A 15,404-nucleotide genomic window follows, 5' to 3' on the forward strand; every position below is an offset into this window, starting at 1 on the left:
ATGGCTGCAGTTAACCTGCAAGCCATACGGCATAAAGTTCTGATCCTTTATTATTTATTTATATTTCTTACGGAGTCCCGGATGACCATGCGGGTAGGAAGCACCACCAAAGTCTCTGCTTCCTCCGGTTTCCCCTCCAGCATCTTCACCAGCATGTCAACAGCCACCTGGCCTTTCTCCTGGATATCCTGACGCACTGTGGTCAGCGCCGGTCTTACCAGGGAAGCGTATTCCACATCATCAAATCCTGTGATAGAAATATCCTCCGGAATCTTCCTTCCGCTGTCCTGCAGTGCATTGAGAAGCATGGAGGCATAATAATCCGAGGCGCATATAATGGCTGTGTATGCATAGGATCTTTCACACAGTTCTTTCAGGTTATCCTGCTCTCCTCTGTTTCCGGAACATATCTTCAGGAAGTTCTCCTCACTGTCCGGAAGTCCGGCTTCCTCCATTGCCTGGCAGTATCCCAGAAAGCGCTGATGATCCAGGTTTATATTATTATCTGCCAGAAAAGCTATTTTCTTGTGGCCGCAGCCTATCACATATTTTGTCATCTCATATGCTGCTTTTTTGTCTTCCAGACGGACGTTGATACAGTTGTCCAAATCATCGGTGTCATAATCATCAATGATCACAATGGGCTTTTTGTAGCGTTCCTGCAGATATGAGATCTCACCCTCCACAAAACCACAGGTCACCAGTCCATCCATGTTCCAGGACAGGATAAACTTCTGTACCTGCTGTACATCATTCAGTGCATAGACCATCAGATTATAACCTTTGCTCCTCACACGCTCTTCCACTGCGCCCAGTAGTTCGCCGAAGAACTGGTCTTTAAATGGGTTTTCTTTTCCGTTGACTTTTACCACCATACCAATGATCCGGGAGCGTTTACTCGCCAGATTCCTGGCATTGATGTTTGGCATATAGTCATATTCCTCCAAAACCTTCCTGATACGCTCCACATTGGCTGGTGAAACCTCTTTTGTCTTGCCGTGAATGACGTTTGACACCGTGGTGGTGCTCACGTTCAGCATATTGGCTATCTCTTTAATTGTAATCATTTCTAAGTCCCCAATCTGTTTACAGTTCAGACAGGTCTGCGCATTTACTGCGCTGACCGTATGAAAAAGTAGTGCCCGCTTTATCCAGCCCATGGCGAAGCGATTTTTAATAGCTGGATGAGTAACAGTTCAGCTTGTCTGAACTGTTACTCCAATCTGTTTACAGTATTTCTGCAGTGATCTCTTTTCTGCGGCTTCCTGTATAAGTACATTTTCCGCTTCTGTCGATTACAATCATACCATAATTTTCGGGATTTTCATAGTCTTTCCCTTTGCCGTCATCCTCATACCACTCATAAGATGCCCCTTCTTTTACAAATGCAATGGCCTTTACCCGGTCCATGTCCACCTCATCGGTGCATTCCCCGCCGCCGGACAGCAAAAGGATCTTATCCGGGCGCAGAAATACCAGCATTTCACTGAGCCCGGCCTTAACATAGTGATGTCCTGCGGGGAGGATCTCCGTATCATAATCGTTCAGGCTCCGGAAACGGAGAAGTGCCATCTCCTCAGGCAGATATACATACCTTCCCTCTGCATTCTGGGTGTAAACCGGGGCAGTCATAAGGCTGTCTCCCACTAAGAGCTGGTCTTCCACCTGGGAAGCAAAGCTGTCTTCTGTGTACACAAAAGACAGAGGCATAAAATACATATCCCCGCCCAGAGCAGCCTTCATATATTCACTGTAAATATAGGGCAGCAGTCCATAGCGGATCCCCAGTATATCCGCAAACTGCTCCATATGGTCAAACCGGTAAACCTCCTGCATTCTGGTCCCCAGTGCTGTGTGGTTCCTCATAAGCGGGGAGAACATGGCAAGCTGGATCCAGCGCATGACCAGATCCTCGGTAGTATCAGAACCAAAGCCGCCGATATCAGCGCCTGTATAGAGTATTCCCACCATATTCAGGGACGGCATCATCTTCAGATTGAGAAGCAGGTGCTGCCACCAGGACTTGTTGTCCCCTGTCCAGATGCCGCCATACCGGTGCATACCCACGTAGGAGGAACGTGAAAACATGAGGATCCTCTTGTCCGGGCACAGGCGCTCAAATGCCTCCCCTGCGGCTCTTGTCATATTATAGCCGAACAGGTTATGTACTTTGTCATGGCGCACAGTTCCCATGTCTGTGCTGTGATAAAATTTTTTAAAATCCTCCGTATTGTTTGCCAGACTATCCACCAGACCCGTAAACTTCTGGAAAGTATCCAGATCCAGGTTCTTTCCCTTCAGCTCTGCGATGGCATCAATGGTATCATCCATGCGGTCCTGAGCAAAGAAGATGGAAGGCTCGTTCATATCGTTCCAGAAACCTTCTATTCCTTTATCCAAAAGGAACTGATACTGATTTCCGAACCACTCCCGTGCCTCACGGTTTAACACATCAGGAAAATGCACCTGTCCCGGCCATACACCGGCGATAAACTCTTTTCCGTCCTTATCCTTACAGAAATAGCCTTTCTCCACACCTTCCTCATAGACCGGATAACCTTCCTCCACTTTTACACCCGCATCGATGATAGGCACCAGACGGATATTCTGTGCCTTCATATCTCTCACAAGGCCTTCAAAATCAGGGAAGCGCTCCTCATCAATGGTGAAGTCTTTGTACCGCTCCATGTAATCAATGTCCAGATAAATACTGTCAAGGGGCAGATTGTTTTTCCGGTGCTCCTCTGCCACCTCTCGGATGTCCGCCTCACACTTATATCCCCAGCGGCTCTGTTGATATCCGAATGCCCACCTGGGCGGAATATAACTTCTGCCGATAAGCCCTCTGAATTCTTTTACGATGGAACGGATATCGCTGCCCTCCAGAATATATACATCAGCGTCCGGCTCCTCCAGTGTAATGATCAGCTCATCCAAATGAGTATAGCCTACATCAAAGCTGATGATTCCCGGGTAATCGAAAAAAACACCGAAGGTCTCTTCCCCTGCGATCACCAAAAAGTTATGGGATGCGTACAGGGAATGCCTGTCCTCCAGATGGTTTGGCTCATCCGCGCAGCAGCTCTTGTAAAGCCATCCCCTTTTGTTGATCCCTCTCACATTTTCACCCAGTCCGTATACCAGGTCCTTTTCCCCAAGACGGCAGGAAAATGTGAGTCTGCCATCCTGTACGGTCTGTTTCAGGTAAGGCAGCGTATGATCCTCTGCTGTTATCTCCTTTACAACTGCGTCCGTACAGAAAGGATTTCCGTATGTGTATTTCCGTATCATGTCTATTCCTCCTGGTTCTCCATTATTATTTGGACATCATAGCACATGCCTATTTATGCCGCAATACCTTTTGCGCATAATTTATACTTCATACAATATATATCAAATACATTATGGCATATTTTCCGCATTTTTCTGCCTATATATGGTTTTATGCACAAATTTCCCGAGATGATTTTAGTCATAATAACAACGGTAAAAATAAACAAGGGAACGTACTCATGTACATTCCCCGGTTTGGCTTGATTTTTCTCTTCTACTGCGCCTCTTCTGAACTCTGGCCGCTGTTATTTTGTTAAATCCTATTATTTTTCCATAGGATAGCAAAGTCCCCATTTTTTACGGACAGCATCCATCTGCTCCATGATCCGGACAGTCTGGCTGTGGGACATTTGAGGACACTCACAAAGTCCCTCCTCTATGGCCTTTTTGCAGGCTCTCACCTCATATTCATAACCGCTTATCTGCTTTGGCTGGTCATACCGGGCCGTCACTTCCCGTTTCTCATTATAGACCGTGATGGATTCAAAATTATTGATATTCTCCACCACAAGAAAACCTTTTGTTCCGTAAATGATGCCCTGCCTGTCAGAGAGCGCCCGGAGGGAATTGTTCAGCACAGACATCCTGCCGTCCGGGTAGCAGAGGGTAATGCTGCTCTGCGCATCCACGCCTGTGTCTGTCATTACCACAGAGGTATCTATGGATGAAATGTCATCCCCAAATGCGATAGATGCAAATGTCAGGGTATAAACACCTACATCCAGCAGCGCACCCCCTGCCAGTTCAGGCACCATCATCCTGTGGACGGATTCCAGGAGGTATCCCAGATTGGCAGTCAGAGTATACGGCTTACCGATGGCCCCTGAGGCAATGACCTCCTGCAGTGTCTCTGCCATGGGCATATATCTCACCCACATGGCCTCTGCCAGCAGCAGACCTTTTTCTTTTGCCAGCACCGTCATCTCCCTGGCTTCCTGTGCATTTACGGAAAATGCTTTCTCACACAGGACATTCCTGCCGTTTTCCAACAGCATCTTTACATTTGCACAGTGTTCGGAAATGGGAGTTGCCACATATACCAGATCCACCTTCCCGTCTGTTGCCATCTCTTCATATGTACCGTATGCCTTTTCAAATCCGAATCTTGCCGCGAAAGCATCTGCTTTCTCCTGGCTTCTGGACGCCACTGCGTACAGTTCCACATCCTCCATACACCCAAGTGTCTCCGCCATAGTTGCAGCAATATTCCCTGTACTTAACACACCCATTCTCAGTTTCTTCATGCCTGTCTCCTTCTGCGGAATGAATTTCCGCTGTATCCTCATGGTTTCACCGCAAATTTTATTACCCCATCCTGCCTGCCTTCAAAGATTTCATATGCCTTCAAGATACCATCCAGGTTCGTCCTGTGAGTGATCAGGCAGCTTGTATCCAGTTTTTTCGCTGACAAAAGCTCCATGATCTCCTCACAATAGCATCCGTCCACTCCGCCTGTTTTAAAAGTCAGGTTCCTGCCGTACATCTGGGGCAGGGGAAGGACCTGTTCCTCCTCATACATGGCAACTATCACGACAGATGCATTGGGTCTGGCAATCTTCCATGCTGTCTCAAAAGTATCCGCCCCGCCTGCAGCTTCAAATACCACATCAGCGCCTCTCCCATGGCTCTCTGAGAGGACACGCCCTACAACATACTCCTGCACTTTTCCTGCCACGTCCGCATAATCCTCGGCTCCGCAGCGGCAGCGCTCCGGCATGGGGCATACCACCGCGTCAGCCAGCCCTTGTCTCTTGGCCAGTTCCAACCTGTCCGCATCCACATCTATGGCAATGATCTTTGCCGGACTGTATAACCGGGCACACATCATGGTACAGAGCCCTGTGGGACCGGCGCCCAGGACCGCAACCGTATCCGCAGGTTTTAATCCGCCCAGTTTGGCTGCCCAGTAACCGGTTGAAAGGATGTCCCCGGTGAACAGAGCTTCCTCGTCGGTCACATGGTCAGGTATCTTAGTCAGGCCATTGTCCGCATAGGGAATGCGGCAGTATTCCGCCTGACCTCCGTCTATGCGGCATCCAAGCGCCCAGCCGCCGTTTTCATCCTCGCAATTATTCACAAATCCCCTTCTGCAGAAAAAGCACTCCCCGCAGAATGTCTCCACATTGACCGCCACCCGGTCACCGGGGCGGACCTTCTTCACAGCACTCCCGGTCTCCACTACCTGCCCCACAAACTCATGGCCCAAAATGGTTCCCGGCACTGCCCTGGGCACCGCTCCGTGTTTTATATGGATATCACTGGAGCATATGGTTGTGAGAGTAACTTTCACGATCGCATCCGCGGCATTTCGGATAACAGGGATATCCCGCTCTTCAAGGGCTATGTTTCCCTTTCCCTGGTATACAACAGCACGCATCTTATTTTTCTGCAACTTTTACACCTTCTTTTCCCCAACCTGTCATCCCAATGTTTCCAGTTCATCCATCCAGATCCTCACGCACGCATCACTTGGCATGCGGAGATCCCCTCTCGGTGACACCGCCACACTTCCCACTTTTGGACCGTCCGGCAGACAGGAACGCTTGAACTGCTGGGAGAAAAATCTCCAGTAAAATTTCTTCAGCCATTTTAATATCACTTCGTCATGATACATGCCGGCAAAGGCAATTCTGGCGATCCGGTAAATTTTTCCCGGTCCGAACTGGAAACGCATCATATAGTACAGGAAGAAATCATGCAGCTCGTACGGGCCTACCAAATCCTCTGTCTTCTGGGAAATGACCCCATCTTTTGGAGGGAGCAGCTCCGGGCTTACAGGCGTATCCAGCACATCCTCCAGGATAGCCGCCAGTTCGGGTTCTTTGCAGGTATCCGCATAGTAGCGCACCAGATGCCGTACCAGTGTTTTCGGAACAGAGCCGTTGACTCCGTACATAGACATATGATCTCCGTTGTAGGTTGCCCAGCCCAGAGCAAGCTCTGACAGATCCCCCGTTCCGATCACAAGACCGCCCAGGCTGTTGGCAATATCCATAATGACCTGGGTCCTCTCCCTTGCCTGGGCATTTTCAAAGGTCACACTGTGGTCCTCATAATCATGTCCGATATCTTCAAAATGCTGCAGCACTGCCTTTTTTATGTCAACCTCACGAAGGGTGGCTCCCAGCCTTCTTGTCAGCTCACAGGCATTCGTATAGGTCCTGTCCGTGGTGCCGAAGCATGGCATGGTCACCGCTGTGATCTGGCTTCTGTCAAGGCCGCACAGGTCAAATGCCCTGGCTGTCACTAACAGGGCAAGGGTGGAATCCAGTCCCCCCGATATGCCCAGGACTGCGGCTTTGCAGCCTGTGTGGTCCAGACGTTTTTTCAGGCCCATAGCCTGTATGGTGAGAATCTCATCACATCTTCTGTCCCTGTCCGTTTTATCTTCCGGTACAAAGGGACTGGGGTCAAAAAATCTGGACAGAGGAGTCTGTTCCACTTTCACATGGAAATTGATCTGCGTATGCTCTTCCTTGGATTCCGGCTGCCAGGTGGAGATCCTCCGTCTCTCACTCTCCAGACGCTCCACATCAATTTCCCCGTAAATGGTCTCATTTGCAAAGCGCTTTGCCTCCCGCAGAACAGTGCCGTTCTCCGCGATCAGGTTCTGTCCCCCGAATACCAGGTCCTGGGTGGACTCTCCGTTGCCTGCCGTGGCGTATACATATCCGCAGATGAGGCGCGCGGACTGTCCGCTTACCAGTTCCCTGCGGTAAGCGTCTTTTCCTGTTGTCTCATCGCTGGCTGAGAGATTGACGATCAAAGTGGCCCCTGCCATGGCATGGAATATACTGGGCGGGTTAGGTGCCCACAGATCCTCACAGATTTCCGCTGCCACACAGAGTCCCGGCACTTCCGCACAGTGGAACAGAAGATTCTGGCCAAAGGGAACCTTTTCCCCCTGCCAATCCACATATCCGTCAAAAGCCTGACCCGGTACAAAATATCTGGCCTCATAAAATTCAGCGTAATTGGGCAGATGATGCTTGGGAACAAACCCCAGGAGCCTGCCCTGATTCAACACTGCTGCCGCATTGTAGAGCTTTCCTTTATGCCGCAGGGGCAATCCGATAAAGATCAGTCCGTCAATATCCTGAAGCTCTCTCTGCATGATCTTAAGCTCTTCCTCTGTTCTGTGCAGCAGGGTTTCCTGCCAGAACAGATCCTGGCAGGTATACCCTGTCAGGCAGAGTTCCGGAAATACCAGGACCTTTGCCCCGTTCTTTGCCATCTCCCTGGCTTTCTCTACAATTGCCTGTCTGTTGTGTACACAGTCTGCTACCAGAACATCCGGTGTGGCGGCTGCTACTTTGATAAAACCATCTCTCATATTGTACCTGACCTTTCTCTACCCTCTTTTGCAGCGTTTTAATATATTTTTCATTTCTTCCACAGAGAATGTATAATTCCTGTTGCAGAAATGGCAGTTCATCTCAATCTCTTTCCCCTCATCGATCATATCCTGCAGTTCTTTTCTGCCCACAGAGATGAGTGCTCTTTCCACCCGGTCTTTGCTGCAGTTGCAGTAGAACTGTGTGGGAATGGTCTCGTTGATCTCTATGTCAAAACCATTGAGCAGGGTTTCCAGCAGGGACTGGGGGGTGTGGCCCTCCTCCAGCATGGTGGTCACAGAGGTTATATTTTTCAGGTTTTCTTCCAGACGGCTGATCACCTTTTCCTCTGTAAAAGGCATGAGCTGGATAATAAAGCCCCCTGCCTGTTTTACGGTGTTGTCTTTTTCCATCAGAACGCCTAAGCCCACAGAAGAGGGCACCTGCTCGCTTGTGGCGAAATAATAGGTCAGATCTTCGGCGATCTCACTGGTCTGCAGTACCGTCTGGCCCACATATGGCTCTTTCAGCCCCATATCCTTGATCACATTCATGAAGCCCACGCCTACGGCTCCTGCCACGTCCAGTTTTCCCTTGTCGTTTGCATGGAGGATGACATTGGGATTCCCCACATAGCCTTTGACATTTCCTTTGGAATCCGCGGTCACGGTGATACCTTCCAGAGGGCCTCCTGCCTTGACCTGCAGGGTCAGTAAATCTTTATCGCCCTTCATCATAACACCCATCATGCTTCCGGCTGTGAGAAGGCGACCCAGGGCTGCTGTGGCTACCGGGCTTGTGTTGTGTGCTGCCCGGGCGTACTCTACCAAATCTCTTGTGGTTGCAGCAAATGCACGGATCTGGCTGTTTGCTGCGGTTGCTCTTACTATATAGTCTGCCATGTTATTTCTCCTTTTATTATAATTACCTACAGGTTTATTTCTGATCGCGCAGCCTGTGGGAATCGCTTTTTATTTTCCGCTTTCCTGTGCAAGGATATAGATGCGCTCACTGTCTTCCTTTACCGGATCATGGGTAAATGCATCATAAGCCGCAAGGAATTTCATGCCGGATGCCTCTATGACACGTCTGATCTCCTCCAGGGTGTAAGCTTTCTGGTAGTGGACTTCCTCATATTTGCGGTAGAGGATCTCCCCGCTGTGCTCCTCAGGAATAAAGAGGGAGAGATCGTATTCGTTGATGTTCTCCTCCTCATCAAAATAGTTGTCCCAGATAAAGCTGGCATCCTCCCTGTCCTCAGCTATGGTCTGTTCGCCCAGGATCTCTCTGTATTTGTAGGGGGTGTTCAGGTCAAATATGAAAATGCCTTTTGGATCCAGGTAGTTATTGACCAGACGGAACACTTCCAGGAGGTCTTCCTTTTCTGTGATGTAGTTCATGCTGTCACAGATGGAGACTACTGCCCGCACAGTGCCGTAAAGCTCGAATTCGCGCATGTCCTGCAGAAGGTAGAGGATGTCCTGGCCGTCTTCCGCTTTTTTCTCCATGGCGATCTCCAGCATGTCCGGGGAATTGTCTATGGCTATCATGTCGTAGCCGGATGATGACAGGATCCTGGTGGCATTGCCGGTGCCGCAGCCTAATTCCAGGATCAGGCCGTCTTCTATGTTATATTCTCTCAAAAGCCCGGTGAGATATGCGCACCATTCTTCATAGGGGATGTTGTCCATAAAGAGGTCGTATACGCGGGCGAAATTTTCGTAGGAACTCATGGGGTGCCTCCGTGGTTTTTTTCTTTTTTATACTATCACGAAAAGGGGGGTGGTGCAAGAGGGGGGAGGCGGAATGCAATGTGGACGGGGAATCCGGTGCGGCGTGGGGGAGGGCGGGGATATCCGGGGGGCGAAGCGTTCCGCTGTCCGGAAGCTAACCTGCTCCCAGTCACTAAATTCGTCGGCAATGGCCTCCTCATTAAGTGTCTGGGGCAGGTGGATCTTCCGAACGCTCCACTAGAACATCGCCCCCCGGATATCCCCGCCCTCCCCCACGCCGCACCGGATTCCCCTGGTATTGGATGGCCGCTGGGTTGTGGAAAGGAAAAGAAAAAATCCCTCTCTTGCTTGTAAGATTCTAAGCGGGAGAGGGATTGTATATTGGTATAAGAATATACTTTTTAGTTAGGGTATGAGGGTGAACTGGGTTTGGTTGGTGGTGGTGCTGTCGGTGCCTATGTAGAGGTCGAAGGTGCCGGGTTCGCTTTCCAGGCGGGAGTGTTCGGTGAGGAAACGGAGGTCCCGGTCCGTGATGTGGAAGGTTACTTTTTGGGATTCACCGGGCTGGAGGTGGATCTTGCGGAAGTGTTTCAGCTCTTTGACGGGGCGGACGACGGTGGCGGCTCGGTCGTGGATGTAGAGCTGGATGACTTCGGTTCCGGGTAAGGAGCCTTCGTTTTTGATGGTTATGGATGCCTGGATGGTTTCGGTTTTGGTCATTGCAGACTTGTCCAGCTCTATGGGGGAGAGGGAGAAGGTGGTGTAGCTCAGGCCGTATCCGAAGGGATATAGGGGGGCATTGGGGATATCCAGGTATTTGGAGCGGAAGCGGTCTTTGTCTGCTCCGGTATAGGGGCGGCCGGTGGCGTATTCGTTGTAGTGGACAGGAACCTGGCCGACACTGTAGGGGAAGCTCATGGGGAGTTTACCGCTGGGGGCGAAGATGCCTGTGAGAATGTCCATAATAGCGTGGGCACCTTCGGTTCCGGGCATCCAGACCTGGAGGATGGCTTTGGCTTTATGGGAAAGTTCTCTGATGTCCAGGGGTCTTCCGGAGAAGAGGATGACTGCAATGTTCTGGTTTACCTCGTAAATTTTGTTGAACAGGGTCTGCTGGATCTGGGGTATCTGTATGTTGGCATTGCTGGTGGCCTCGCCGGATTGGACGTAGTGTTCGCCTAAAGGCATGATGACTAGGTCTGCTTTTTTAGCGGCTTCTATGGCGTCTGTGAGCATTTTCTGCTGCTGAACGGGGGAAACAGGTTCCTCTGTCTGTTCTGTGAAGCCTTCCAGATGGATGTCGTTTCCAAGGAGGGGGCAGCCCGGATGGAAGGTGGCTTCTGCAGTTTCAGGACATTCCAGGGCGGCTTCCCGGAGGGTCAGGGTGTCTTCTGCTTTGCCGATGAAGGACCAGGAGCCTGACATGTTACGGTTGTCTGTGTAGGGGCCTATGAATGCAATGTGCTGTCCTTTTTTAAGGGGAAGGACAGTCTCATTTTTCAGGAGGACGAAGGATTTGCGGGCAGCTTCCCTGGCAAGGGTTTTGTGTTCTTCGCATAGGATGATCTCTTTTTCTTTGGCCTCGTCCGCGTCTTTGTATGGGTTCTCAAAGAGGCCCAGTTTGTTTTTCAGCTCCAGAATGCGGAGAACTGCTTCGTCTATCAGTGCTTCATCCAGGATCCCCTCCTCTATGAGAGCTGTCAGATGCTCAGAGTAGATGCCGGTCATCATGTCAATGTCAACGCCTGCCTCGGCTGCTCTTACGGCTGCTTCTTTTCTGTCTTCACAGTAGCCGTGGTAAATGATCTCCTCAATGGCGGCCCAGTCGGATATGAGGACGCCGTCAAAGCCCATTTCCTCTCTCAGGATGTGGCGCATGAGCCATTTATTGCCGGTTGCCGGAACTCCGTTTATGGTGTTGAAGGAGGTCATGACCAGGGCTGCGCCTGCGTCGATGCCAGCTTTGTAGGAGGGAAGGTAAAATTCACGCAGGGTGTGTTCGGAAAGCTCCACGGTGTTGTAATCGCGGCCTGCTGTGGGGGCGCCGTATCCTGCAAAGTGTTTTACGCAGGCTGCTATTTTGTAGGGAGCTTTCAGGTCATCCCCCTGGAAACCTCTGACCATGGCTTCGGAGAAGAGACTGTTTAAATAGGTGTCTTCCCCGGTGGATTCCATGACTCTGCCCCAGCGGGCATCCCTTACCAGGTCCACCATGGGGGCAAAAGTCACATGAAGGCCGCTGACGGCAGCCTCTTTGGCTGCTGCGGCTGCTAACTTTTCGGATAACTCCGGTTCAAAGGTGGCACCCTGTCCCAGAGGGATGGGAAAAATGGTGCGGAAACCGTTGATGATGTCCAGCATGAAGAGCAGCGGGATTTTGTGGGGATGTTTTTCTATGTAGTTTTTCTGGATCTCTTTTATTTTTGACGCGCCGAGGGCACCTAAAACGGAACCGGCCTGGGAGATGTTCTCCTCTGTGAAGCCGTTCTCCTTCATGGGGCCTGTGATGACGGTGTCGTCCATGTAAAAATTGCCGGCCACCTGTAACATCTGATTGACTTTTTCCTGAAGCGGCATATCTTTTAAAAGTTGGATTAATTGTTGTCTTGTCATGATCGTTCCTCTCTGTTTTCTTGATTCTTTTTAAATTTTCTGCGGTATTCCAGGGGTGAGAATCCTGTATTCTCCCGGAACATTTTTGTAAAATAGGAGAAATTGCTGTATCCCACATAGATGGAAACCGTGTTGATGGGCAGACTGCTCTGGGTCAGCATTTTTTTGGCTGCCTCCACCCGTTTCTGCATCAGGTAGGCACTGATGGATATGCCTGCCTCCTTTTTAAAGATCCTGGACATATAGTCTACATTCAGATATACGAGTTCAGCCAAGGTCTCCCTTCTGATATCTTCCTGGTAGTGTGTGTCTATGTATTCTTTTAACTGGTCTGCCACGGATTCGCTTTTGTTGATGTATTTTGTGTATTCCACAGCCCTGGTCACCAGGTGGGAGGCAAACTGCATAGCGCCTTCCACACTCTCCAGTGCCTCCTGGTAATATTGTTCGTTCTCACTTCCGGCAAAGAGCAGATGGGCCTTGATCTCCCTGGCGGCAAGCCAGGTGTATGTTATCTGGGTAATGTCCATGCGGAAGCTTTTTAATATGTCACGTGTGACCAGTTCGCGTCCCGCAAGTTCTGTGAGGTATTGCCGCATACTGCCTATCAGCGCTTCCGGTTTCTGCTCACCGAGAAGGGCCTCCCACACGGCGCGCTGTTTATTCTGATAGGAAATGCAGGGCTGCCGGAAATCGGACAGATACAGGACTTTATCCCAAACAGTCAGGCTGTTGTCCCGCATGTCCTGTAACTGGGCAAAGCAATCCTCCAAAACGCCGATCTCCACACTGCTGCCGGCTCCGCACCAGATATCCATCTGCATACGCTCCCCCAGCAGATTCCGAAAAGAGGAAAATACACCTTCCTCGCTGAGTCTCTCCAAATTCCGGACCGCGCCCCGGCATATAACCGTATAGCTGTCTTTCCGGCAGGGCGAGACCGTTTCCAGAGTCACCTGATATTCTTCTGCCAGCTCCCCCAGAATATTTTTTATGATAAATAGCAGAATCTTTTCATCCCAGTGCTCCCTTTTCTCTCTTCCGCCTCTGCCGGACAGATGCAGGAGCACTGCCAGAAACCTGTCCTCCGGTTTATAATCCAGATTCCTTTTTTGGATCTCCTCCTCTATGGCGGATCGTTTCATCCTGCCCGAGAGCAGCTCAGACCAGAAATTTTTCAGAAGGATCTCCCTGTTCTGTTCCCATATCCTGCTCTCCTGGCGGTAAACCTGGTAATTTTGGGCTGCCTTTGCTCTGTCGGATGCCTTCCGGATGGCGGCGGTAAGTTTTGTAAAGTCTATAGGCTTCAGCAGATAATCCACACTGTCCAGGGCAATGGCACGGCGTGCGAAATCAAACTCGGCATAGCTGGTGAGAAATATGGCCTGCACCTCGTAGGCTTCCCTGCGCACCCACTCCATAAAATCGAAACCGCTGCCTTTGGGCATGACAATATCGCTCACGATCACATGGATGGGCATGAGTCCCATGACCGTCTGGGCCTGCTGCATGGAGGACGCCGTATAAATCTGCTCCACATCCAGCAGATCCCAGTCTACATTTTTCTTAATACTCTCTATCACATATTCCTCATCGTCAACCAATAACAGATTCATCGGTACCTCCCTGAACAGTTTTCTCTGCTAACCCCGGATCATGCTCCTTCTTATGCTCCCGGAAAGGAATGTGGATATCCACAATGGCCCCCTGAAGAGGGCTGTTGTCAAAATTGATCTCCCCCTGTCCCCCGTAATAGTAACGGAAACGCTTCAGACAGTTTTCAATCCCCACATGACTGCCGTTTTCGCTGATACCCTCCCCATGCTTCAGCCTCTCCAGAACATGTTTGGGAAATCCCCTTCCGGTGTCGGAAATATACAGATTGATGTATTTCCCATCTTCCCTGTCCTCCGGAAATGCCGTGACTGAGATCAATATCTTCTCCTCCAGGGTCAGCGCATGTTTTGCCGCATTCTCCACAAAAACTTGGAGCATGAAAGGGAATATCTCCCCATTCTCCACCTCTTCATCTATCTCAAAATAGTATTCAAAGCTGTCCGGGTAGCGCAGGAGCAGTATTTTCAGATAGTCCTCACAGTGTGCCGCCTCCGCTTTTACAGGCACCAGGCCGCTGGTGCTGCGGAATACATACTGAAGGTAGTCTGAGGTGGTCTTGGTCATCTTCCGGGCATTGCCGTACTGTTTGAAATCAATCATGCTGTAAATAAAATTCAGACAGTTCAGATAAAAATGAGGACGGATCTGCAGCTTCAGATAATCCATCTCTATCTTCTGTTTCTCCAGCTCCTGTTCATACAAAGTGATCTTCAGACGGCGGATCTGATGTATCATTCTCTTGAACTTGCCGTCAATCTGCTCCAGCTCCATCAGGTTGTTTTCCGTGATGTGGAAGGTATAGTCATCGTCATCGTATTTTGTCAGGTTATCCGTAAATTCCCTCACAGGCTCCAGCAGATATTTTTTCAGATATAAAAGGATTGCGGCCCCGGCCAGGACCAGTGCTGCTGCCAGGACTAAAAGGAATCCCAGGCTGCCCATCATGACACCCAGTATTTTGTCCCCTGATATCTTCATCTGGATGCCAAAGGGGGCCTGATTCAGATTTTTGCTGAGTGAGTATCCGCTGTTCGCCTCCCGGGAATCCGGTTCCTGTTCTATGCCCTTGCTGGTGATCTGGCCCACCACCCGGTTCTTGGCGTCCACCAGGCGCACATAGCCGTCATCGCCCACGATCGTATCAGTGAAAGGCTCCAGGATACTTTTCACGTTCACATAGCAGCCCATGTACACATCCTGGTTCTGGGCTATTTTGCAGATATAATTTTCTTCGCCGCAGTCCATTCGGTTCCACTTCTTCTTGGCAGAGTAAGAAGTATCTGTGATAAGCGCGATCTGATTTCTCACAGCATCCTCCAACTCATCGTCAATGTCATGTCCCAACCCAGTCATAGTGAGCATGGCAAATATATCCTTTTCTTTGATATACAGGAAAAAGTTATATTCTGTGCCGTATTCCCACGCATAGGAAAGACAGATTTTCCGCAGGTTACTGACTGCATTGTTTACTTTTATGGGGTCATCAGAACACTCCATTGTCTCAATATAATCTCCCAATACAGAATATTCCTGGTTCTTCTCCATGATATTGGAAAACAGGCTCCGGCTGATCCGAAGGAAACGGTTGTCCAGCTCATCTGTATAGAGCTTTGACATTTCATCCATCTCCTGAATGGCCTGTTTTCTGGTCCTTCCAAGCAGCATGGCGCTGACACCCACATACACAGCCAGCACCACCATGAGAATGATGAGGATGGCCTTCATCTGCTGGGCCATATTCCTTTGTTTTCTGTATTTCGGAGCTTTCCTCATA

Annotated in this window: 11 protein-coding genes; 1 reads left to right on the forward strand and 10 read right to left on the reverse strand. The window is 50.0% G+C overall.

Annotation, left to right across the window (positions count from 1 at the left end):
* Positions 1–50 precede the first annotated feature (50 nt).
* The 7 genes from CI595_RS05895 to CI595_RS05925 all read right to left on the reverse strand — a co-directional run bounded on the left by CI595_RS05895 (position 51) and on the right by CI595_RS05925 (position 9,400).
* A complete protein-coding gene (locus CI595_RS05895) occupies positions 51–1,067 on the reverse strand; it encodes a LacI family DNA-binding transcriptional regulator (protein ID WP_162291816.1) in 1,017 nt (338 codons plus the stop codon).
* Positions 1,068–1,227: 160 nt separating this feature from the next.
* Positions 1,228–3,291, reverse strand: coding sequence for a glycoside hydrolase family 31 protein (locus tag CI595_RS05900; protein ID WP_095172301.1), 2,064 nt, complete (start codon positions 3,289–3,291; stop codon positions 1,228–1,230).
* A gap of 305 nt (positions 3,292–3,596) precedes the next feature.
* Complete coding sequence (locus CI595_RS05905) at positions 3,597–4,577, reverse strand: Gfo/Idh/MocA family protein (RefSeq protein WP_187143999.1); 981 nt, start codon at positions 4,575–4,577, stop codon at positions 3,597–3,599.
* Positions 4,578–4,615: 38 nt separating this feature from the next.
* Positions 4,616–5,710 (reverse strand): alcohol dehydrogenase, encoded by a 1,095-nt coding sequence (locus tag CI595_RS05910; RefSeq protein WP_095172412.1) that lies wholly within the window; start codon positions 5,708–5,710, stop codon positions 4,616–4,618.
* 42 nt (positions 5,711–5,752) lie between these two features.
* Positions 5,753–7,666: an NAD(+) synthase gene (locus CI595_RS05915; protein WP_095172302.1), complete on the reverse strand. Its 1,914-nt coding sequence runs from the start codon at positions 7,664–7,666 to the stop codon at positions 5,753–5,755.
* 18 nt (positions 7,667–7,684) lie between these two features.
* Entirely contained in the window at positions 7,685–8,569 is an 885-nt protein-coding gene (hslO, locus tag CI595_RS05920) for an Hsp33 family molecular chaperone HslO (RefSeq protein WP_095172303.1), read from the reverse strand.
* A 69-nt stretch (positions 8,570–8,638) separates the two neighbouring features.
* Complete coding sequence (locus CI595_RS05925; RefSeq protein WP_095172304.1) at positions 8,639–9,400, reverse strand: class I SAM-dependent DNA methyltransferase; 762 nt, start codon at positions 9,398–9,400, stop codon at positions 8,639–8,641.
* A 73-nt stretch (positions 9,401–9,473) separates the two neighbouring features.
* Between CI595_RS05925 and CI595_RS25990 the strand changes: the two genes are divergently transcribed.
* Positions 9,474–9,641 carry a hypothetical protein gene (locus CI595_RS25990; protein ID WP_156087457.1) on the forward strand — a complete coding sequence of 56 codons (168 nt, stop codon included), beginning with the start codon at positions 9,474–9,476 and terminating at the stop codon, positions 9,639–9,641.
* Between the two features lie 164 nt (positions 9,642–9,805).
* Here the strand turns inward: CI595_RS25990 and bglX are convergent, their stop codons facing one another.
* Genes bglX through CI595_RS05945 form a run of 3 tightly spaced genes read right to left on the reverse strand, consistent with a single transcriptional unit; the run spans position 9,806 to position 15,403 of the window.
* Positions 9,806–12,013: a beta-glucosidase BglX gene (bglX, locus tag CI595_RS05935; protein ID WP_095172305.1), complete on the reverse strand. Its 2,208-nt coding sequence runs from the start codon at positions 12,011–12,013 to the stop codon at positions 9,806–9,808.
* A complete protein-coding gene (locus tag CI595_RS05940; protein WP_095172306.1) occupies positions 12,010–13,629 on the reverse strand; it encodes a response regulator transcription factor in 1,620 nt (539 codons plus the stop codon). The genes bglX and CI595_RS05940 overlap by 4 nt, the downstream gene beginning before the upstream one ends.
* Entirely contained in the window at positions 13,610–15,403 is a 1,794-nt protein-coding gene (locus CI595_RS05945; protein WP_095172307.1) for a sensor histidine kinase, read from the reverse strand. Before CI595_RS05945 ends, CI595_RS05940 begins: the two co-directional genes overlap by 20 nt.
* Between the last annotated feature and the right edge of the window lies 1 nt (position 15,404).

The organism is Blautia hominis (assembly GCA_002270465.1).
GTDB lineage: Bacteria > Bacillota > Clostridia > Lachnospirales > Lachnospiraceae > Blautia > Blautia hominis.